This window comes from Nocardioides sp. WS12 (assembly GCF_014108865.1).
In the GTDB taxonomy this organism is placed as follows: domain Bacteria; phylum Actinomycetota; class Actinomycetes; order Propionibacteriales; family Nocardioidaceae; genus Nocardioides.
Map to the genome: position 1 here is coordinate 4,214,613 of NZ_CP053928.1, position 19,042 is coordinate 4,233,654.

Here is a 19,042-nt window from a genome sequence, read left to right on the forward strand (position 1 = left end):
GCTCCGCGAGTCTTCTCGACATGATCACTGTCGAGTCACTCTCCAAGTCCTACGGCGGCTTCAAGGCCGTCGACAACGTGTCGTTCACCGCGCTGCCGGGCCGGGTCACCGGGTTCCTCGGCCCCAACGGTGCCGGCAAGTCGACCACCATGCGCGTCATGGTCGGCCTGACCGCCCCGGGCAGCGGCGACGTCCACGTGCTCGGTCGCCGGTTCCGCGACCTGCCCGACCCGGGCCGCGAGGTCGGCGTCCTCCTGGACGCTTCCGCCCAGCACGCCGGTCGCACCGGCCGCGAGATCCTCACCATCGCCGCCCTGACCATGGGCCTGCCCCGCACCCGCGTCGACGAGATGCTGGAGCGGGTCAGCCTCACGCCGGACGAGGCCAGCCGCCGGGTCCGCAACTACTCCCTCGGCATGCGCCAGCGCCTCGGCATCGGCACCGCCCTGCTGGGCAACCCGCAGGTGCTGATCCTCGACGAGCCGGCCAACGGCCTCGACCCGGCCGGTATCCGCTGGATGCGTGACCTGCTCCGCGGCTTCGCCGACGACGGCGGCACCGTGCTGCTGTCCTCGCACCTGCTGCACGAGATCGAGGTCATCGCCGACGACATCGTCGTGATCGGCAACGGCCGGATCGTCGCCCAGGGCACCAAGGACGAGTTGCTCGCCGGCGCCGGCACCCTGGTCCGGGCGACCGACGGCGTCGCCCTCGCCACCGCCCTGACCAGTGCCGGCATCACCGCCCGCCCGACCTCCGGCGGTGCCGTGCTCGCCGAAGGCGAACTGGCCCGCGTCGGACAGGCCGCCTTCGCCGCCGGCATCGCCGTCACCGAGCTCCGTGCCGCCGAAGGTGCGGGCCTCGAGGAGATGTTCCTGTCGCTCACGGCCGAGAGCCAGCGCGACGTCGCCAGCCACACCGATCCTGAAGGAGCAGCGGCATGACCGCCACGACCCTCGCCCCCCGGGACGTCGTGGCGCCCAGCCGCACCGACGTCCGTCCCGCGCCATCGCGGATCCCCTTCCGCCGCGTGCTGAACGTCGAACTTCGCAAGATGTTCGACACCCGCTCGGGCTTCTGGCTGATGGCGAGCATCGTCATCGCGTCCGTGATCGCCACCGCGCTCACGATCATCCTGGGCGACCGGGAGGACCTCACTTTCGACTCGTTCGCCGCAGCGGTGGGCAGCCCCATGTCGATCCTGCTGCCGATCATCGGCGTGCTCGCGGTGACCAGCGAATGGAGCCAGCGCACGGCACTGACCACCTTCACGCTGGTGCCGCACCGTCGTACCGTCCTCGGCGCGAAGCTGCTCAACACCCTGGTGATCGGCGCGATCTCCATGCTCGTCGCCCTGGGCGTGGGCGCCCTCGGCAACCTGGTCACGTCCGCGATCAACGGCACCGACCCGGTCTGGGACATCGCGTTCTCGACGTTCGCCCAGATCGTGCTCGCCAACGAGCTCGGCATGCTGCTCGGCTTCGCGCTCGGCCTGCTGTTCCGCAACTCGCCGGCCGCGATCGTCGGCTACTTCGTCGTCAACCTGGTGCTGCCCGGCTTGTCCGGTGCACTCGGCGCGGCGCAGGAGTGGTGGGCGGACAACGCCGGCTGGTTCGACCTGAACCAGACCCGCTTCCTGTTGTTCGACACCACCCTCACCGGCCAGGAGTGGGCACAGCTCGGCCTCACCTCGCTGCTCTGGATCGCCCTGCCGCTCGCCATCGGCCTGCGCCTGGTACTCCGCTCCGAGGTGAAGTAGCCATGACCACCTCGGAAGTCGAGGTCCGCACGGGTGTGGGCGCCGCGCCCACCGCCGCCGTCCCCGCCCGTGCCGTCCCGGCAGCGACCCCGTTCCGCCGCGTGCTGAACGTGGAACTGCGCAAGATGTTCGACACCCGCTCGGGCTTCTGGCTGATGGTGAGCATCGGGGCACTCTCGGTCATCGCGACCGCCGCGGTCATCATCTTCGCGTCGGACAGCGACATCACCTACGAGAACTTCGCGACCTCGATCGGCCTCCCCATGTCGATCATCCTGCCGATGATCGCGATCCTCGCGGTCACCAGCGAATGGAGCCAGCGCAGCGGGCTCACGACGTTCACGTTGGTGCCCGGTCGTGGCCGGGTCATCGGAGCCAAGGCAACGGCGACCTTCCTGGTCGGCGTCGTGTCGATGGCCGTCGCCTTCGCGGTCGGTGCCCTCGGCAACCTCGTCGGATCCGCCATCGTCGGCGTCGACACGGTCTGGAACATCCCCTTCTCGACGGTGCCGCAGATCGTCCTCGGCAACCTGGTCGGGATGGCGATCGGGTTCACCCTCGGCGTCGTGCTGCGCAGCTCCCCGGCAGCGATCGTCGGCTACTTCGTGGTGTCGCTGGTGATGCCGGGCATCCTGGTGCTGCTCGCCGAGGTGCGCGACTGGTTCTCCGACCTGCAGCCGTGGGTCGACTGGAACACCAGCCAGGTGAACCTCTTCGAAGGCGCCACGGACACCGCCAAGGAATGGGCGATGCTCGGCTCCACGACCGCCATCTGGATCGTGGTTCCCCTGATCATCGGGGTCTTCTTCCTGCGGCGGTCCGAGGTGAAGTAGCTCCACCTTGGTGGGTCAGCGACTGACGACCTCGGCCGCCTGCCGGGCGATCTCCAGCTCTTCGTTCGTCGGTACGACGAGCACCCGCACCCGCGAGCCGGGGGTCGCGATGTCGCGCGCGGACCGGTCGGGCGCCGCATTCGCCCCGGCGTCCAACTCGATCCCGAGGACCGACAGCCCCTCGAGCGCCCGTGCCCGCACCGGCGCGGAGTTCTCCCCCACCCCGGCGGTGAAGACGACCGCGTCGACCCGGCCGAGCGCGGCGGTGTAGGCGCCGACGTACTTTCGCAGGCGGTAGCAGTAGACGTCGAGCGCCTGCTCGGCTGCGGCGTCACCGCTCTCGGCGGCCGCGACCAGGTCGCGCATGTCCTGGCGACCCGAGAGGCCGAGGACGCCCGAGCGCTTGTTGAGCAGGTCGTCGATGTCGTCGATGTCCATGCCGGCGGTGCGGGCGAGGTGGAAGACGATCGCCGGGTCGACGTCGCCGCTGCGGGTGCCCATCACGAGCCCCTCCAGGGGCGTCAGGCCCATCGACGTGTCGATGGACGCGCCGCCGCGGACTGCGGTCGCGGACGCACCGTTGCCGAGGTGCAGCACGATCACGTTGGTCTGTTCTGGCGTGCGACCCAACAGACGGGCGGCCTCGCGGGAGACGTAGGCGTGCGAGGTCCCGTGGAAGCCGTAGCGGCGGACCCGGTGCTCGCGCGCCACCTCGGCGTCGATCGCGTACGTGTAGGCACGGGCCGGCATCGTGCTGTGGAAGGACGTGTCGAAGACCGCGACGTGCGGCAGGTCCGGGAACTCCGCCCGGGCCACCCGGATCCCCGCCAGGTTGGCCGGGTTGTGCAGCGGAGCGAGGTCGACCAGTTCGGTGACGACCCGCACGACGTCGTCGTCGATCACGACAGGGCGGCCGTACTCCTCACCGCCCTGCACCACGCGATGTCCGATGGCGATCAACCCCACCTCGTGCAACTGCGGTCCGTGGTCGGCGAACGCCTCGGTCATCGCAGCCATCGCCGCATCGTGGTCAGGTACGACGCGGTCGAGGACGTGCTTCTCCCCCTGGACCTCGTGCGTGATCACCCCACCCGCGGCGCCGATCCGCTCGACCAGACCCGTCGCCAGGACGTCCCCGTCGGCGGCGTCGACCACCTGGTACTTCAGCGACGAGGAACCGGAGTTGATCACCAGCACCCGGGTCGTCACGAGGTGCCCTGTGCCTGGATCGCGGTGATCGCGACCGTGTTGACGATGTCCTGGACCAGAGCGCCGCGCGACAGGTCGTTGACCGGCTTGCGCAGGCCCTGCAGCACCGGGCCGACAGCCACCGCGCCCGCCGAGCGCTGCACGGCCTTGTAGGTGTTGTTGCCCGTGTTGAGGTCCGGGAAGATGAAGACCGTTGCCTTGCCCGCCACTTCGGAGTCCGGCAACTTCGACTTCGCCACCGACACGTCGACCGCGGCGTCGTACTGGATCGGGCCGTCGACCACCAGGTGCGGCGCCCGCGCATGCACGAGTTCGGTGGCCTTGCGCACCTTGTCGACGTCGGCGCCCGAGCCGGACTCGCCCGTCGAGTAGGACAACATCGCGATCCGCGGCGTCACGCCGAACTGGGCGGCTGTCGCTGCCGACGAGATCGCGATGTCGGCGAGTTGTTCGGCGGTCGGGTCGGGATTGACGGCGCAGTCGCCGTAGACCAGCACCCGGTCCTCGAGGCACATGAAGAACACCGACGACACGATCGAGACGCCCTCGATCGTCTTCACGATCTCGAAGGACGGCTTGATGGTGTGCGCCGTCGTGTGCCGGGCACCGGAGACCATCCCGTCGGCGAGGCCGAGCTGCACCATCAGGGTGCCGAAGTAGGAGACGTCGGAGACGATCTCCCGGGCCCGGTCGACCGTCATTCCCTTGGCCGCCCGCAGTTCGGCGTAGACGTCGGCGAACCGGTCACGCAGTTCGGGGTCGAGCGGCGACAGCACCTTCGCGGCGGCCAGGTCGAGGCCCAACTCACTGCCGCGAGCGCGGATCGCGGCCTCGTCGCCGAGGATCGTCAGGTCCGCGACCTCGCGAGCGAGCAGCGTGCTCGCGGCGCGCAGGATCCGGTCGTCGTCACCCTCCGGGAGTACGACGTGGCGCCGGTCGGCGCGGGCGCGTTCGATGAGGTCGTACTCGAACATCAGCGGCGTGACGACCTCCGCGCGCGGCACGTTCACGGCCGCGAGCAGGGCCGCACCATCGACGTGCTGGGTGAACGTGGAGCGGGCCGTGTCGAGCTTGCGCTGCGAGCCGGTCGACAGCAGTCCTTTCGTCTCCGCCACGCGACGGGTCGCGTCAAAGGTGCCGAGCGAGGTGGTGACGATCGGCAGTCGCTGGCCCCGCCCGCCGATCAGGCGTCGTACCGAATCGGAGGGGAGGTAGCCACCGTTGAGGATCAGGCCAGCCAACGACGCGAAGCCCTCGGCTGCGTGGGCCGCAACCATCGCCAGGACGACGTCCGAGCGGTCGCCCGGCACCACCACGACGGCGCCGTCGACGATCCGGTCGAGGACGTGTTCCATGGTCATGCCGCCGACGATGATGTGCTCGGCCTCGCGCTCGAGCAGTTCGGGGTCCCCGGCGAGCAACGCGCCGTCCACCGCTTCGACCAGGTCGCCGAGGGTGGGCGCCGACAGCAGCGGGACATTCGGCATCACCCAGGTCGGGACGGTGACGCCCTCGAGGGCCGCCTGCACCGCCTCCAGTTCGGCCGGGTCAGCCCGGTTGGCCACCACGGCCACCACCTCGGCATGTCCGGCGCGGAGTTCGGCCGTCGCGATGTCGACCATCTGGCGTACGTCGCCGGCGTGGCGATCCACGGCCGAGACGACAAGCACGACGGCCGAGCCCAGGTTGGCCGCGATCCGCGCGTTGTAGGCGAGTTCGGCGGGACCGGCGACGTCGGTGTAGTCGGATCCGACGATCACCACCACGTCGCAGAGGTCCTCGATGCGGCGATAGCGCTCGATGATCCGGGCCAGCGCCGCTTCCGGGTCGGCATGGACGTCGTCGTACGTGACGCCGATGCACTGGTCGTATTCGAGGTCGACGCCGTCGTGCCCGAGGAGCAGCGCGAGCACCGAGTCGCTGTGCTCATCGGCGCGGGCGATCGGCCGGAAGACCCCGACCCGCACCTGGGGCGCGAAGAGTTCGACGAGTCCGAGGGCGACCGACGACTTGCCGGTGTGGCCCTCCGGGGAGGTGACGTAGACGCTGCGCGCCATCAACGCTGGCCTTCGAGGACCTCTGGATCAAAGTCCGGCAGGAGCTCGACCAGCGGGACCTCGAGGACCTGGCTGAGCGCGATCAACGTGTTCAGTCGCGGGTTCATCGGTGTGCCCGGGCGGGACTCGCCCTTCTCGAACTTCTGGTACGTGTAGCCCGCCAACCCGGCCAGGTGCGCGACACGCTCCTGACTGAGATCCCGCGCCATCCGGGCCCGGTGCAGGTTGTGCCCGAGTTCACGGGCATAGGTCTCCCAGCTGAGGTCAGAACGCTTCGCCGCCACGGCATCATCATTCGCACCATCCCACCTGTTTGCGACCATACGCGTATGGTTTTACCTTGAGGCGGACAAGCCTGTGGACAACGGGCACTCCGACGGCACCGATGTCGCCGGTCCCCCGTAGGTTCCAGATCTCGACGACGACTTGGGGGTGACAGGTGACGGGCAGTAGTACTCCGACCTGGCTCGACGAGCCCTGCCCGCCCTGGTGCGTGCGCGCTCACCTGGAGGACGACCACCCCGAGGACCGCTACCACCAGAGCGAACCGTCGTTCTTCGCCGGCGTCGCCGGCGCCGGCGACCAGGTTCCGCTGACTGCCTCACTGACGCCCCTGACGCTGACCATTCGCATTGGCCGCCACGTGGGCGAAGCAACACCCTGGGTGGTGATCGAGTCACTGGAGGCTCGTCACCCGCGCCTGGTCCTCGCCGAGAAGGCCGCCTTCGACCTGTGGCAGCGACTCGACCACCAGTTGGCGCGACTCTGACCGGCGAACGCACGAGGCCCCCGGACCAGTCGGTCCAGGGGCCCCGCAACGTACGACGTCAGGTCAGCGCGCGGCCGAACCCTCGGTGTAGTCGTCGTCGGTCTGCTTCCAGGAGAAGTGACCGCGCAGCGTCTTGCCGACCTCTTCGATCGGGTGGGCAGCGCCCTTGGCCCGCAGCGCGAGGAACTCCGGCGCGCCGGCGTCCTGGTCGCCGATGAACCGCTCGGCGAACGCGCCGCTCTGGATGTCACCGAGGACAGCCTTCATGTTCTCCTTCACCGACGGGTCGATGACCCGCGGGCCGGAGACGTAGTCGCCGTACTCAGCGGTGTCGGAGACCGACCAGCGCTGCTTGGCGATGCCGCCCTCCCACATGAGGTCGACGATGAGCTTGAGCTCGTGGAGGACCTCGAAGTAGGCGATCTCGCCCTGGTAGCCGGCTTCGGTCAGGGTCTCGTAGCCGTACTGGACGAGCTGCGAGACGCCACCGCAGAGGACGGCCTGCTCACCGAACAGGTCGGTCTCGGTCTCCTCGGTGAAGGTCGTCTTGATGACGCCCGCGCGGGTGCCACCGATGCCCTTGGCGTAGGACTTGGCGAGCTCCCACGCGGTGCCCGACGCGTCCTGCTCGACGGCGATGATGTCCGGGATGCCGCGGCCGGCGACGTACTCGCGACGCACGGTGTGGCCCGGGGCCTTCGGGGCGACGAGGATGACGTCGACGCCGGCCGGGGGCTTGATGTAGCCGAAGCGGATGTTGAAGCCGTGGCCGAAGACGAGGGTGTCGCCCTCAGCAATGTGCGGCTCGATCGACTCGGCGTAGATGTGGCGCTGGAACTGGTCCGGCGCGAGGATGACGATGACGTCGGCTTCCTCGACGGCGTCGGCGACCGAGAGGACACGCAGGCCCTGCTCCTCGGCCTTGGCACGGCTCTTGGAGCCCTCCTTCAGGCCGACGCGGACGTCGACGCCCGAGTCGCGGAGGTTCAGCGCGTGGGCGTGGCCCTGGCTGCCGTAACCGATGACGGCGACGTTCTTGCCCTGGATCAGGGACAGGTCGGCGTCGTCGTCGTAGAAAATCTCAGCCACTGGGGGCTCTCCTTGTTTCTCGGGTGGGTGGGTTGTCAGGCGTTGGCAGCGGGCGGAACCGGTACGGCGACCGGCTTGCCACGCTCGGAGATCGACCGCGAGCCGCGGCTGATGGCCACCATGCCGGACTGCACGAGCTCGCGAATCCCGAAGGGTTCGAGCACGCGCAGCAGGTCTGCGATCTTGTCGGAGTTGCCGACGACCTGCATGGTGATCGCGTCCGAAGCGACGTCGATCACCTTGGCCTTGAACAGCTGGGTGATGTCGAGGACCTCGCCGCGGTTGTCCGCCGTCGCGCCGACCTTGACCATGACCAGCTCACGGGTGACCGAGGACGCCGCATCGAGCTCGACGATCTTGATCACCTCGACCAGCTTGTTGAGCTGCTTGGTGACCTGCTCGAGCGGCGACTCGTCGACGTTCACGACGATCGTCATCCGCGAGATCTCGGCGTGCTCGGTCGGGCCGACCGCGAGCGATTCGATGTTGAAGCCGCGACGGCTGAACAGTGCCGAGATCCGGGCCAGGACGCCCGGCTTGTTCTCGACCAGGACCGACAGGGTGTGCTGCGCCATCAGACATCGTCCTCATCGAACTGGGGCGCGAGGTCACGCGCGTACTGAATCTCATCGTTGCTGGTTCCTGCGGCGACCATCGGCCACACCATGGCGTCGCGGAACACGCGGAAGTCGACGACCACCGGCTGGTCGTTGATCGACATGGCCTTCTCGATGGTCGCGTCGACGTCGCCCGGGTTGTCGCAGGACAGGCCCACGCAGCCGTAGGCGTCAGCGAGCTTCACGAAGTCGGGGATTCGCTTCGAGTGCAGGTCGGTGTTGGAGTAGCGCGAGTTGTAGAACAGCGTCTGCCACTGCCGCACCATGCCGAGCGACTCGTTGTTGATGATCGCGACCTTGATCGGGATGTCGTTGATCGCACAGGTGGCGAGCTCCTGATTGGTCATCTGGAAGCAGCCGTCGCCGTCGATCGCCCACACGGTCTGGTCGGGCATGGCGACCTTGGCGCCCATGGCGCCGGGGACCGCGAAGCCCATCGTGCCGAGGCCACCGGAGTTGATCCACGTGTTGGGGCGCTCGTACTTGACGTAGTGCGCGGCCCACATCTGGTGCTGGCCGACGCCGGCGGTGTAGATCGTGTCGGGGCCCGAGAGCACGCCGAGGCGCTCGATGACGTACTGCGGCGAGAGGCCCGTCTCGGGGGTGTCGTAGCCGACCGGGTACTGCTGCTTCATGCCGGCGCAGAACGCCACCCAGCCCTCGTAGTCGCCCGTGTTGCCGGCGTCCTGCTCGGTGCGCAGCGTGGTGACCAGGTCGATGAGGACCTCACGGACGTCGCCCACGATCGGGACGTCCGTGTAGCGGTTCTTGCCGATCTCCGCCGGGTCGATGTCCGCGTGGATGATCTTGGCGTGCGGCGCGAAGGAGTCCAGGTTGCCGGTCACCCGGTCGTCGAAGCGGGCGCCCAGGCTGATGATCAGGTCGCTCTTCTGCAACGCACCGACTGCGGCCACGGTGCCGTGCATGCCGGGCATGCCGAGGTGCTGCGGGTGGCTGTCGGGGAACGCGCCGCGGGCCATCAGGGTGGTGACGACCGGGATGCCGGTGAGCTCGGCGAGGGTCAGCAGTTCCTTGGAGGCGCCGGAGCGGATGGTGCCGCCGCCGACGTACAGGACGGGCTTGCGCGACTCGAGCATGAGGCGCGCGGCTTCGCGAATCTGCTTCGCGTGCGGACGGGTGACGGGGCGGTAGCCGGGGAGGTTGAGCTCCGTCGGCCACTGGTAGCTGGTCATCGCCTGCAGGGCCGACTTGGTGACGTCGACCAGGACCGGGCCCGGACGACCGGTCGAGGCGATGTGGAACGCCTCGGCGATCTTCATCGGGATCTCGGCCGGGTCGGTCACCAGGAAGTTGTGCTTGGTGATCGGCATCGTGATGCCGCGGATGTCGGCTTCCTGGAAGGCGTCGGTGCCGATCATCGCGGCACCCACCTGACCGGTGATGGCGACCATGGGCACGGAGTCCATGTGGGCATCGGCGATCGGCGTGACCAGGTTCGTCGCACCGGGGCCCGAGGTGGCCATGCAGACGCCGACGCGGCCGGACGCCGAGGCATAGCCCTGCGCCGCGTGGCCGGCACCCTGCTCGTGGCGGACGAGGATGTGCCGGATGCTGCTGTCCATCAGGGGGTCGTACGCGGGGAGGATCGCGCCGCCGGGGATGCCGAAGATGTCCGTGACACCGGCCGCCTCCAGCGAACGGATCAGGCTCTGCGCGCCGGTGATGGTCTCGCCCGAGCCCTGCTGCTCAGTCATCCGGTTCTTCCTTGTCTGTGCTCATGTTCTGGCTCACGTTCGTCGTACAAGCAAAAACCCCTCGGTTGCCGGGCAACGAGGGGCGGGACGCGTCACACTGACGATGTCAGGCGGCGCGTCCGGTGCGTACGAGAAGCTGTTCATGCATGGGCCCACCGTACGCCGTCGCCCATCGACCGTCGAATGAGGGTGCCCCCTCGTCTCAGGATACAAGACGTCCGTCTCACGGGACGACCACCCCACGGAGGTCCGCCAGGGCGCCATCGAGCCCGGCCATCGCGTCGTCCGCGAGGGTCACTGCGTGCCCGATCACCCGGTCGTACGACGTCCGGTCGGCCACACCCGCAGCGCACTGCCGCACGTGGTCGGCCAGCAACACCGCGTCGCGGTGATCGCCGAGCAGACCCTGGATGCGCTGGCCGAGGTCGCCGACCCGGGCCGCGCCGTCGACGCCATCGACTCCCTCGACGGCGTCGGCCGTGTGCCGCAGTCGCCGGGCCGCGCGACGCAGGGCGTGCACAGCCTCTTCCGCCTCGGCGGTGTCCTCGCCGCCGAGCCGGTCGACCCGGTCGAGCACCCGCTTGAGTTGGCGGCGTACCGCTCTCACGGCGACCTTCGTGGCGGGCCGGTCGGCCCGACTCGTCAGCGGCGGCTCGGCGGACCAGTGCGCAAGAAGGGCGTCGAGGCTTTCCGCACCACCGGCCCGATGCCAGACGACGAGCGCGGCGTGGGCCCGGTCGTGATCGGCCAGCAGCGGAGCGACCACGCTGTCGTACAGGTCGCCCTGCCCGGTCGCTTCCAGCGCCGCAGCAGCATCGGCAGCCCGCACCTCGAGGTCGCGGCACTCCCCCAGCAGCCCGCCGTAGGCCGCGAGCACGACGGCGAACTTCTCGGCCAGATCCTCGTCGAAACAGGGGCCGAAGGCCGCGAGCACGTTGCGCATCCGGCGGACCGAGGTCCGGAGTTGGTGCACCGCATCCGACTCGTCAGCGAGTGCCGGTCCTCGTCGGTCCGTGATCATCCGGCTCAGGTCGACGACGACAGCCGTCAGCATGTCGCCGCCCGAGAAGGCCGGTTGCCCGTCCGGCAACGCGTGGGTCACGGACCCATCGTGTCACCGGACGGGCGGCGCGTCAGCGGAGTGACGCGATGAGCAGGGCGATCTGGATCGGCATGGACCGGCCCCAGTCGCCGTCGAGCGCGGTGATCGGGATGTCGTTGCGCGCCAGGGCAGTCGTGTCGGCGTTGCGGCGGGTCTCCGCCACCGGTGCGCCCACAGTCAGGCGATAGGTGCCCCCCGTGGCCGGCACGTTGTCGATGAAGCTCAGACCGAGGTCGTTGCTGTACCCGACATCAGCCTTGACGGCGCGACCGATGGTCTCGCCGGGTCCGACGAACGGGTGGTTCACGTTGAGGACCAGGTCACTCGTGAGCGCGTCCCACTTGACCAGGGATCCGAGCAGGCGGACCGCGAAGTTCGCGGTGGCGGTGAACGGCACGTTCGGGATCTGGGCCAGGTCCCGCGGCACCTCAGCACTGAAGGCGATCGCGGCGACGCCGTACTCATGGGCGGTGACGACGGCGCCAACGGTGCCGGAGTGGTTCAGCGTGGTCCCGATGTTCTGTCCGAAGTTCGTGCCGGAGAGCACCACGTCCGGCCCGTCGGACCAGTAGTTCGCGGCGAAGCGGCTGAGTGCGACGTTCACGGCGTCAGCGGGCGAGGCCGACGGTGACGTCGAGGTGCAGGGCGCCACGGCCACGCACACACCGAACACAGCACCACCGGTCGAGGCAGCGCCACAGTCACCGGCGTACGCCGCCGGGGGCGTCACGGCCTGGACGGTGATGGCGATCGGCGAGAAGCCGGGCGACGTCATCCGCGCGCCGGCGCCGCTCTGCTGGGCCCACGGCGCCACGACAAGGACGTCGGCACCGGCGTTGCAGAGCGCGCGGCGCAGCTCGTAGAGGCCCTTGCCGTCGGTACCGAAACCGGCGTCGAGACCGCGGGCGCTGTCGTCGTTGGTCAACACGACCTTGAGGCCGGCCAGGGCAGGCGCAGCCGAGGCCGCGGCTTCGACGGGCGCGGCGCCCGTCACCGGAGCCGACGCGACCGAGCCGGCGAGAGCCGCGACGAGGGTCAGGCCGACTGCGGCGAGCCGCCTGACCATGGGGATGCTCGCGGGGATGGAGGGAACAGAACGCATTGCTACTCCTCGATGGGGATGTGCCCGAGTGGAACAGGTTCTACATTCGGAGGCGACACGGTCGGGCGTCCAAGACCCGTTCGGCATGAGCACCGGCAGGACCCAGGAGGCACGCGATGAACATCCAGCAGTTGCGGTACGTCGTCGCGACGGTCGACCACGGGAGCATGACCGCCGCGGCGGCGGCCGTGTTCGTCGCCCAGCCAGCGCTGAGCCGGGCCATCCGCCACCTCGAGCGCGAGCTCGGCATCACGATCTTCGAGCGGTCCGGTCGCGGCGTGACCTTGAGTCCCGAAGGCGCCGAACTGGTGCGCCGTGCCCGCGGCGTCCTGGCCAGCATCGACGCGTTGCAGTCGGTGGCCAGCACCACCGATCACGCTGCACCGCTGGTCATCGCCGCGTCGCCGACGCTGCAGGCCGCGCTCGCCGTACCGATCCTTGCGGCCCTGCGGGACCACGGTGTCGCGATGCCGTCACGACTGGTCGGCTGCAGCAGTTCGGCCGAAGTCGTCGACCTGGTCACCGCCGGGACGGCTGACCTCGGGATCTGCGACAGCGCCGTGACGTCCGATCTGGTGCAGGTGACCATCGGCCGCGCCGAGATCCGGCTCTACTCCCCCGTTGCGCTCGAGTTGCCGGATCGGGTCCGGATGGCCGACCTCGCCGGCCTGCCCCTCGTCCTCCCGACCGCCGGCAGCAAGCGACGGGCCGCCCTGGACGGATTCTTCGCCCGCGCCGGAGTGGTGCCGGAGGTGGCCGTCGAGACCGACGAACGCAACGTCTGGCTGGCTGCCGTGACCGCAGGCCTGGCGTCCTGCATCTGGCACAGCGTTGAAGCCGCCCGGGCGCCGGTGCCGGGCGTCGTCGTCCGCAGTTTCGATCCGCCCATCCATCGCCCGCTCACGACGGTGCATCGCGCGGGTGATGCGTCACCCGCCCTGGGTCCACTGCTCGAAGTGGTGCGGCAGATGAGCGCTCTCGTCGGCTGACCCGGCGTCAGGGCAGGCCGTGTGACGCGCGCCACAGTCGCTCGTTGGACCCGCATGCGCCGTCGTACCGCCGTGCCTGCCCTCGTTGCTGCCCTGCTCGGACTGGCTGCCACTCCCCTGATCTCCTCAGGCGCCGCTCCGGTGGCGCACGCCGAGGCCACCCCGCGCTATCAGGAGTACGTCGCCCTCGGCGACTCGTGGTCGGCCGATGTGGTGCTCTTCGACCGCAACGGCGTGCCGGACTCGACGCATGCGCCGGTGGACTGCTTCCAGTCGCACACCAACTACCCGAAGCTCGTGGCCCGCACCCTGGCGATCCCGGTGTTCCGGGACGCGACCTGCGGCTCGGCGACCACCGAGCACTTCGCCCAGCCGCAGACCGGGCTGCCGCTCGGTGGCACCAACCCGCCGCAGTTCGACCGGCTGACGCCCACGACCGACCTGGTGACCGTCGGGATCGGCGGCAATGACGCAGAGGTGGCGTCCGGCGCGGTCTCCTGCATCTCCGCATCGCCGATCAGCATCCCGACGCCCGTGCTGCCCTTCCCGGACGTGATCCCGCTGATCGACGAGTCCTCTCTGCCGCTGGGCGGGTGCAAGGAGCGGTTCACCGCGGGCGGCTTCGACCAACTCGCCGACAACGTCGCCGCAACCGAGGACAAGGTCGTCGCCGCGCTCAAGGAGATCAAGCGCCGTTCACCCCGCGCACGGGTCCTGTTGGTGAACTACCTGGACGCGATCCCGGTCCGCGGTTGCTGGCCGATCGTGCCGATCACCAACACCGACATGGCGTACCTGAACTCCGTGTTCGTCAAGCTCAACGCGATGCTGGCCGAGGCCGCACGGCGCGGCGGTGCGGAACTGGTGGACACCCACCCGCTGAGCACCGGCCATCACGTGTGCACGGGTCCGCTGACCCGGTACGTCGAAGGCCTCGGCGTCATCTCGCTCAACGATCTCGCGGTCGCCGTACCGGCGCACCCGAACGCGGCAGGCGCCCGGTCCCAGGCGCGATCCGTGCTGCAGCAGATCGAGCGCTGACGCTCAGGGCAGCACGATGTCGCCGACCGGACTCGGGTTGTGGGCGACTTCCCACCGGAAGCCGTCCGGGTCCGAGAAGTAGCCGGAGTAGCCGCCCCAGTCGCGCTGCATCCCCGGCTGGACGTGCGGAGCGCCGGCAGCCTTCGCGGTCGCGAGCACCTCGTCGACACCTTCGGGCGAGGGCATGTTGTGCGAGATCGTCAGCGGCGCGATGCCGGGACCGCTCATCAGCGTGCCGACCTCGGCTTCACACGAGGCGCGGTCCCACAGCGACAGGACGAGATGCTCACCCGCGCGGAACATGAGCACCTCGCCCGGCACGTCGATCTCCGGAGTCCAGCCCAGTCCGTCGCGATAGAAGCGGCGGGTGGCGTCCAGGTCGGCAACGGCGAGGGTGATGAAGCTGATGCGCTGGTCCATGGATCCACTCCATCACCCTGCGCCGACATCGTCCGACGCGAGGGTCACGCGCGACGCGGGTTCGTCTCGGACAGGCGCCGGGCGACGAGCGGGATGATCACGACGGCGGCGACCACGTGGCTGACCGCCAGAGCGACATTGGTGGCGTACGTCGTCGTGGCCGCGACCAGCGACGGCACCACCGAGAACACGACGAGCGTGACCGTGGTGCGGCGCCAGGTCGACCGCGGCTGCCGGGCCCACCGCGCGAGGCAGGCCGCGATGATCGCGCCGATCACGCCGAACTCGAGGACGGCGAAGAACAGGCCGCTGACGGGCATGCTGGCCGGCTCGGCACCCGGGAACGCGAACTCGTAGGGCACGCCCACGGCGCGGGTGACGGCTTCGAAACCGCCGGTGACGACGGCGCCGACGAACGCGACGCCGAAGGCGTACACGCCGACCGGAACACGGCGGGCGGGGGCGGTGCGGACGGAGGAGGTGGGGGTCGTGCTGGTCGTGCTGGTGGTGATGGCAGACATTGCCGTTTCCCTTCGGATGGTGGCGATCCGGTGACCGCCTCTCACCCTCTCCACGAACGGGAAACCGGGTTACGACATCATTCGCCGAGAAAACTTCGAAGCCCGCGCAGTTGCTGCCCGTCGGCGTCGAAGTTGTCCGCTGCCAGCCACTGCTCATGCGCGGTCCGGACAGCCGGCCACTCGCTGTCGATGACCGAGAACCAGTCCGTGTCGCGGTTCCGGCCCTGGGTCACCATGTGGTTGCGGAACCGGCCCTCCTCGACGAAGCCCAGCCGCGACGCCGCGCGTCGGGACGGCTCGTTCAGGCTGTCGCACTTCCACTCGAACCGGCGATAGCCGAGGTCGTCGAAGGCGTGGCGCATCAGCAGGTGGATTGCCTCCGTCGCAGCGCGGGTGCGCTGGAGGGCGGACCCGAACAGGACGCCCGCGACCTCGACCTGTCCGTGGCCCGGCTCGATGCGCATGTACGACGCGATGCCGGCCGCCTTGCCGGCACCCGGACCCTCGAGCGGGATCAGCGCGTAGGTCACCCAGTCGGGCGCCTCCAGCAAACCGGCCAGGTGCATCCACAAGGTGGCCAGCGACGTCGGTCGCGGCACCGGCCGGTAGGCCCACAGTGCGCCGTCGTCGGGACCACAGGTCGATGCGAACAGGTCCGCGTAGCGCGCGGAAGTCAGCGGTTCGACCGAGACGTAGCGCCCCGGCAGGGTCACCTGCTCCGGGAAGGGCCGGGGTTCCCAGTCGGGTACGACGGCGCCGACCTGCTGGCCGAACTCGTTGACGTCAGGCACCTGCCGACCCTAGTGGGCTGTGGTCTGTGGATGAGCACCGACGCCGCCCGATGATCTGGAACATCCTCATCCCATGACCGCGACCGCCCGCACGACGGAGATCGACGTCCGTCAGCCCTTCACCCGGGAGCAGGCGCTCGCCGCCGGGATCACGCCGCGCCAGCTCCGGTCCCAGCGCTACCGGAGGCTGTTGACCGGCATCTACGTCGCCGCGGACGTCGAGGTGACACCGGCCCTGCTCGCCCGGGCGGCACTCCTGCCCTTCGGCGACGCGGCCCGCGGCAGCCACAGCACCGCGGCCCGGGCATGGCGGCTGCCGGTGCCGATCGATCCGGACGAACACGTCACCGTTCCCACCGCCGCGGCGCGCCGGTCTCGCGCTGGCGTCCGGTGCCACGTCGACCCCAGCGGCCGCTCCGTCATCGTCGACGGGATCCGGGTGTCCGCCCTACCCGAGACCTTCATCGAACTCGCCCAGAAGCTCCCGCTCGTCGATCTGGTCGTCGTCGGGGACGCCATGGTCCGACGCATGATCGGGCTCGACGAGCTCCGTCAGCACTGTGCCGAGGCTTGCGGTCCCGGCGCCGCCCAGGCTCGGGCTGCCCTCGCGTTCGTGCGTTCGCGGGTGGACTCGCCGATGGAGTCGAGGCTGCGCATGGCGGGCGCACTTCCCGGTGCGCGGCTGAACGTGATCGCGCACCTGCGCGATTCTGGTCGCCCTGAGCGCTGCTGAACCGACCAACATCGCGCACATGCGCGATCCTGCTCGGCTACTGGTACTGCTCGTCGGTCGGATCGAAGTCGAAGGCGGGCAACCCGTCGAGGCTGGTCCGGTTCTTCTGGCGGCGGTACTCAGCGGAGCCCGCGACGCCCTTGCGCTCGAAGTACGGCCGCAGCAGGTCGCGCTGGCCGGCGTACTCCATCAACGGGACGCCGTAGCCGCACGAGTCGGAGATCCGTTCGATGTCGACCACGATCACTGCCCGGGCGCCGGGCTGGTCCTCGAAACGGGCCGCCAGGTCGGCGTACTCGGCATCGTAGAGCGACACGACCCGGCCGCGGCCATGGAAGCGGACGATATTCGGGGGTCCCTCGAAGGCGCAGAACATCACCGTGATCCGGCCGTTCTCGCGCAGGTGCGCGATGGTCTCGCTGCCGCTGCCGGTGGTGTCGAGCCAGGCGAACGTCTGGTCGTCGATCAGCCCGAAAGTGCCGACGATGCCCCGCGGGGAAAGGTTGACGTGACCGTCGCCGGACAGCGGCGCGGTCGCGACGAAGAACACCTGCTGCTTCTCGACGAAGGCACGCAGCCGTCCGTCGACCTGGTCGTGGACCTTGCCCATCGCGTCCTCAGCTGGTGACGGCGCCGTGGGCCGCGGACTGCACGACCTTGGCGTACTTGCCGAGCACACCCCGGGTGTACTTCGGCGGGAGCGGCTCCCAGCCCACCTTGCGGGCCTCGATGTCGTCGATCTCGACCTCGAGCGTCCGGTTCAGGACGTCGAGGACGATCGGGTCGCCATCACGCACGAACGCGATCGGTCCGGCGTCCACCGCTTCGGGGGCGATGTGTCCCACGCAAAGGCCGGTGGTGCCGCCGGAGAAGCGTCCGTCGGTGATCAGCAGGACGTCCTTGCCGAGCCCGGCACCCTTGATGGCACCGGTGATCGCGAGCATCTCGCGCATGCCCGGACCACCCTTGGGGCCTTCGTAGCGGATGACCACGACGTCGTTCGCGACGATCTTGCCCTCGGCCAGTGCGTCGAGTGCGGCGCGTTCGCCGTCGAAGACCCGCGCGGTGCCGCGGAACACCGAGGCGTCGAAACCGGCGGTCTTCACGACCGCACCCTCGGGCGCCAGCGAACCCTTGAGGATGGTCAGGCCACCCGTCGCGTGGATCGGGCGGTCGAGCTTGTGGATCACGTCGTCGTCGAGGTCCGGCGGGTCGATCTCGGCGAGGTTCTCGGCCATCGTCTTGCCGGTCACGGTGAGGCAGTCGCCGTGCATCAGGCCAGCGTCGAGCAGCGCCTTCATCACGACGGGGATGCCGCCGATCTTGTCGACGTCGTTCATGACGTACTTGCCGAAGGGCTTGAGGTCGGCCAGGTGCGGGACCTTGTCGCCGATCCGGTTGAAGTCGTCGAGGGTCAGGTCGACGTCGGCCTCGCGGGCAATGGCCAGCAGGTGCAGGACGGCGTTGGTCGAGCCGCCGAGTGCCATCACGACGGTGATGGCGTTCTCGAACGCCTCCTTGGTCATGATCTGGCGCGCAGTGATGCCCAGACGCAGCAGGTTGACGACGGCCTCACCGGACTTGTGGGCGTAGCCGTCACGGCGGCGGTCGACGGCCGGCGGAGCAGCCGATCCGGGCAGGGACATGCCCAACGCCTCGCCGACGGCGGCCATCGTGTTGGCGGTGTACATGCCACCGCAGGCACCCTCACCCGGACAGATCGCCCGCTCGATGCGGTCGACCTCCTCACGGGTGATCTTGCCGGCCAGGCACGCACCGACAGCCTCGAAGGCGTCGATGATCGTGACGTCCTTGCCGTCGACGCTGCCGGGCATGGTCGAGCCCGCGTAGAGGAAGACGCTGGCCAGGTCGAGGCGGGCAGCGGCCATCAGCATGCCGGGCAACGACTTGTCGCAGCCGGCGAGCAGCACGGAGCCGTCGAGCCGCTCGGCGCTCATCACGACCTCGACCGAGTCGGCGATGACCTCGCGGCTCACCAGGGAGAAGTGCATGCCCTCATGGCCCATGGAGATGCCGTCGGAGACCGAGATGGTGCCGAACTCGAGCGGGTAGCCGCCACCGGCGTGCACGCCGTTCTTGACGGCCTTCGCGAGCCGGTCGAGCGACAGGTTGCAGGGGGTGATCTCGTTCCAGCTGGACGCAACACCGATCTGCGACTTCTTGAAGTCCTCGTCCCCCATGCCTACCGCGCGGAGCATGCCACGGGCGGCGGCCTTCTCCAGGCCGTCGGTGACGTCGCGCGAACGGGGCTTGATGTCGGGGGCATCGGTCATG

At 69.4% G+C, this 19,042-nt stretch carries 20 protein-coding genes; 7 read left to right on the forward strand and 13 right to left on the reverse strand.

Annotation, left to right across the window (positions count from 1 at the left end; all coding sequences use genetic code 11):
- Positions 1 to 20 precede the first annotated feature (20 nt).
- From HRC28_RS20395 to HRC28_RS20405, 3 genes are read left to right on the forward strand one after another with little or no spacing between them, the layout of a single operon-like run.
- A complete protein-coding gene (locus HRC28_RS20395; RefSeq protein WP_182377217.1) occupies positions 21 to 944 on the forward strand; it encodes an ATP-binding cassette domain-containing protein in 924 nt (307 codons plus the stop codon).
- Positions 941 to 1,759: an ABC transporter permease subunit gene (locus HRC28_RS20400; RefSeq protein ID WP_182377218.1), complete on the forward strand. Its 819-nt coding sequence runs from the start codon at positions 941 to 943 to the stop codon at positions 1,757 to 1,759. The genes HRC28_RS20395 and HRC28_RS20400 overlap by 4 nt, the downstream gene beginning before the upstream one ends.
- Positions 1,760 to 1,761: 2 nt before the next feature.
- On the forward strand, positions 1,762 to 2,592 hold the full coding sequence (locus HRC28_RS20405) for an ABC transporter permease subunit (protein ID WP_237111584.1): 831 nt from the start codon (positions 1,762 to 1,764) through the stop codon (positions 2,590 to 2,592).
- Between the two features lie 15 nt (positions 2,593 to 2,607).
- Here HRC28_RS20405 and HRC28_RS20410 read toward each other — a convergent pair whose 3' ends face one another.
- The 3 genes from HRC28_RS20410 to HRC28_RS20420 are packed head-to-tail and all read right to left on the reverse strand — an operon-like array spanning position 2,608 to position 6,142.
- On the reverse strand, positions 2,608 to 3,801 hold the full coding sequence (locus HRC28_RS20410) for an acetate kinase (RefSeq protein WP_182377219.1): 1,194 nt from the start codon (positions 3,799 to 3,801) through the stop codon (positions 2,608 to 2,610).
- Complete coding sequence (gene pta / locus HRC28_RS20415) at positions 3,798 to 5,858, reverse strand: phosphate acetyltransferase (protein WP_182377220.1); 2,061 nt, start codon at positions 5,856 to 5,858, stop codon at positions 3,798 to 3,800. Before pta ends, HRC28_RS20410 begins: the two co-directional genes overlap by 4 nt.
- Complete coding sequence (locus HRC28_RS20420) at positions 5,858 to 6,142, reverse strand: helix-turn-helix transcriptional regulator (RefSeq protein ID WP_237111585.1); 285 nt, start codon at positions 6,140 to 6,142, stop codon at positions 5,858 to 5,860. Before HRC28_RS20420 ends, pta begins: the two co-directional genes overlap by 1 nt.
- A gap of 155 nt (positions 6,143 to 6,297) precedes the next feature.
- On the opposite strand from HRC28_RS20420, the gene HRC28_RS20425 reads away from it, so the two are divergent.
- The gene (locus tag HRC28_RS20425) at positions 6,298 to 6,627 is read left to right on the forward strand and encodes a hypothetical protein (RefSeq protein WP_182377222.1); all 330 of its coding nucleotides are present in this window, start codon (positions 6,298 to 6,300) and stop codon (positions 6,625 to 6,627) included.
- A gap of 63 nt (positions 6,628 to 6,690) precedes the next feature.
- Here the strand turns inward: HRC28_RS20425 and ilvC are convergent, their stop codons facing one another.
- The 5 genes from ilvC to HRC28_RS20450 all read right to left on the reverse strand — a co-directional run bounded on the left by ilvC (position 6,691) and on the right by HRC28_RS20450 (position 12,252).
- Complete coding sequence (ilvC, locus tag HRC28_RS20430; protein ID WP_182377223.1) at positions 6,691 to 7,716, reverse strand: ketol-acid reductoisomerase; 1,026 nt, start codon at positions 7,714 to 7,716, stop codon at positions 6,691 to 6,693.
- A 35-nt stretch (positions 7,717 to 7,751) separates the two neighbouring features.
- A complete protein-coding gene (ilvN, locus tag HRC28_RS20435) occupies positions 7,752 to 8,291 on the reverse strand; it encodes an acetolactate synthase small subunit (RefSeq protein WP_182377224.1) in 540 nt (179 codons plus the stop codon).
- Positions 8,291 to 10,048, reverse strand: coding sequence for an acetolactate synthase large subunit (locus tag HRC28_RS20440; protein WP_182377225.1), 1,758 nt, complete (start codon positions 10,046 to 10,048; stop codon positions 8,291 to 8,293). The genes ilvN and HRC28_RS20440 overlap by 1 nt, the downstream gene beginning before the upstream one ends.
- 223 nt (positions 10,049 to 10,271) lie before the next feature.
- Positions 10,272 to 11,150 carry a CHAD domain-containing protein gene (locus HRC28_RS20445; RefSeq protein WP_182377226.1) on the reverse strand — a complete coding sequence of 293 codons (879 nt, stop codon included), beginning with the start codon at positions 11,148 to 11,150 and terminating at the stop codon, positions 10,272 to 10,274.
- Positions 11,151 to 11,181: 31 nt separating this feature from the next.
- The gene (locus HRC28_RS20450) at positions 11,182 to 12,252 is read right to left on the reverse strand and encodes a 5'/3'-nucleotidase SurE (protein WP_182377227.1); all 1,071 of its coding nucleotides are present in this window, start codon (positions 12,250 to 12,252) and stop codon (positions 11,182 to 11,184) included.
- Positions 12,253 to 12,368: 116 nt separating this feature from the next.
- On the opposite strand from HRC28_RS20450, the gene HRC28_RS20455 reads away from it, so the two are divergent.
- Together HRC28_RS20455 and HRC28_RS20460 are read left to right on the forward strand one after the other, a co-directional pair.
- Entirely contained in the window at positions 12,369 to 13,241 is an 873-nt protein-coding gene (locus HRC28_RS20455; protein WP_182377228.1) for a LysR family transcriptional regulator, read from the forward strand.
- 21 nt (positions 13,242 to 13,262) lie between these two features.
- A complete protein-coding gene (locus tag HRC28_RS20460) occupies positions 13,263 to 14,282 on the forward strand; it encodes an SGNH/GDSL hydrolase family protein (protein WP_182377229.1) in 1,020 nt (339 codons plus the stop codon).
- Between the two features lie 3 nt (positions 14,283 to 14,285).
- Here the strand turns inward: HRC28_RS20460 and HRC28_RS20465 are convergent, their stop codons facing one another.
- The 3 genes from HRC28_RS20465 to HRC28_RS20475 all read right to left on the reverse strand — a co-directional run bounded on the left by HRC28_RS20465 (position 14,286) and on the right by HRC28_RS20475 (position 16,014).
- Positions 14,286 to 14,702 carry a VOC family protein gene (locus HRC28_RS20465; RefSeq protein WP_182377230.1) on the reverse strand — a complete coding sequence of 139 codons (417 nt, stop codon included), beginning with the start codon at positions 14,700 to 14,702 and terminating at the stop codon, positions 14,286 to 14,288.
- A gap of 44 nt (positions 14,703 to 14,746) precedes the next feature.
- On the reverse strand, positions 14,747 to 15,223 hold the full coding sequence (locus HRC28_RS20470) for a DUF6069 family protein (RefSeq protein ID WP_182377231.1): 477 nt from the start codon (positions 15,221 to 15,223) through the stop codon (positions 14,747 to 14,749).
- A gap of 77 nt (positions 15,224 to 15,300) precedes the next feature.
- Entirely contained in the window at positions 15,301 to 16,014 is a 714-nt protein-coding gene (locus tag HRC28_RS20475) for a GNAT family protein (protein WP_182377232.1), read from the reverse strand.
- Positions 16,015 to 16,087: 73 nt separating this feature from the next.
- Between HRC28_RS20475 and HRC28_RS20480 the strand changes: the two genes are divergently transcribed.
- Positions 16,088 to 16,747 (forward strand): hypothetical protein, encoded by a 660-nt coding sequence (locus HRC28_RS20480; RefSeq protein WP_182377233.1) that lies wholly within the window; start codon positions 16,088 to 16,090, stop codon positions 16,745 to 16,747.
- Between the two features lie 37 nt (positions 16,748 to 16,784).
- Here HRC28_RS20480 and HRC28_RS20485 read toward each other — a convergent pair whose 3' ends face one another.
- Positions 16,785 to 17,357 carry a pyridoxamine 5'-phosphate oxidase family protein gene (locus tag HRC28_RS20485; RefSeq protein WP_182377234.1) on the reverse strand — a complete coding sequence of 191 codons (573 nt, stop codon included), beginning with the start codon at positions 17,355 to 17,357 and terminating at the stop codon, positions 16,785 to 16,787.
- A 7-nt stretch (positions 17,358 to 17,364) separates the two neighbouring features.
- A complete protein-coding gene (ilvD, locus tag HRC28_RS20490; protein ID WP_182377235.1) occupies positions 17,365 to 19,041 on the reverse strand; it encodes a dihydroxy-acid dehydratase in 1,677 nt (558 codons plus the stop codon).
- Between the last annotated feature and the right edge of the window lies 1 nt (position 19,042).

What these genes read in the sequence shown, in the direction of transcription:
- HRC28_RS20465 (WP_182377230.1), bottom strand. Translation starts at nt 14,702, where the DNA reads ATGGACCAGCGCATCAGCTTCATCACCCTCGCCGTTGCCGACCTGGAC.
- HRC28_RS20440 (WP_182377225.1), bottom strand. Translation starts at nt 10,048, where the DNA reads ATGACTGAGCAGCAGGGCTCGGGCGAGACCATCACCGGCGCGCAGAGC.
- HRC28_RS20405 (WP_237111584.1), top strand. Translation starts at nt 1,762, where the DNA reads ATGACCACCTCGGAAGTCGAGGTCCGCACGGGTGTGGGCGCCGCGCCC.
- HRC28_RS20450 (WP_182377227.1), bottom strand. Translation starts at nt 12,252, where the DNA reads ATGCGTTCTGTTCCCTCCATCCCCGCGAGCATCCCCATGGTCAGGCGG.
- HRC28_RS20480 (WP_182377233.1), top strand. Translation starts at nt 16,088, where the DNA reads ATGACCGCGACCGCCCGCACGACGGAGATCGACGTCCGTCAGCCCTTC.
- HRC28_RS20395 (WP_182377217.1), top strand. Translation starts at nt 21, where the DNA reads ATGATCACTGTCGAGTCACTCTCCAAGTCCTACGGCGGCTTCAAGGCC.
- HRC28_RS20400 (WP_182377218.1), top strand. Translation starts at nt 941, where the DNA reads ATGACCGCCACGACCCTCGCCCCCCGGGACGTCGTGGCGCCCAGCCGC.
- HRC28_RS20485 (WP_182377234.1), bottom strand. Translation starts at nt 17,357, where the DNA reads ATGGGCAAGGTCCACGACCAGGTCGACGGACGGCTGCGTGCCTTCGTC.
- ilvD (WP_182377235.1), bottom strand. Translation starts at nt 19,041, where the DNA reads ATGACCGATGCCCCCGACATCAAGCCCCGTTCGCGCGACGTCACCGAC.
- HRC28_RS20455 (WP_182377228.1), top strand. Translation starts at nt 12,369, where the DNA reads ATGAACATCCAGCAGTTGCGGTACGTCGTCGCGACGGTCGACCACGGG.
- HRC28_RS20470 (WP_182377231.1), bottom strand. Translation starts at nt 15,223, where the DNA reads ATGTCTGCCATCACCACCAGCACGACCAGCACGACCCCCACCTCCTCC.
- ilvN (WP_182377224.1), bottom strand. Translation starts at nt 8,291, where the DNA reads ATGGCGCAGCACACCCTGTCGGTCCTGGTCGAGAACAAGCCGGGCGTC.
- pta (WP_182377220.1), bottom strand. Translation starts at nt 5,858, where the DNA reads ATGGCGCGCAGCGTCTACGTCACCTCCCCGGAGGGCCACACCGGCAAG.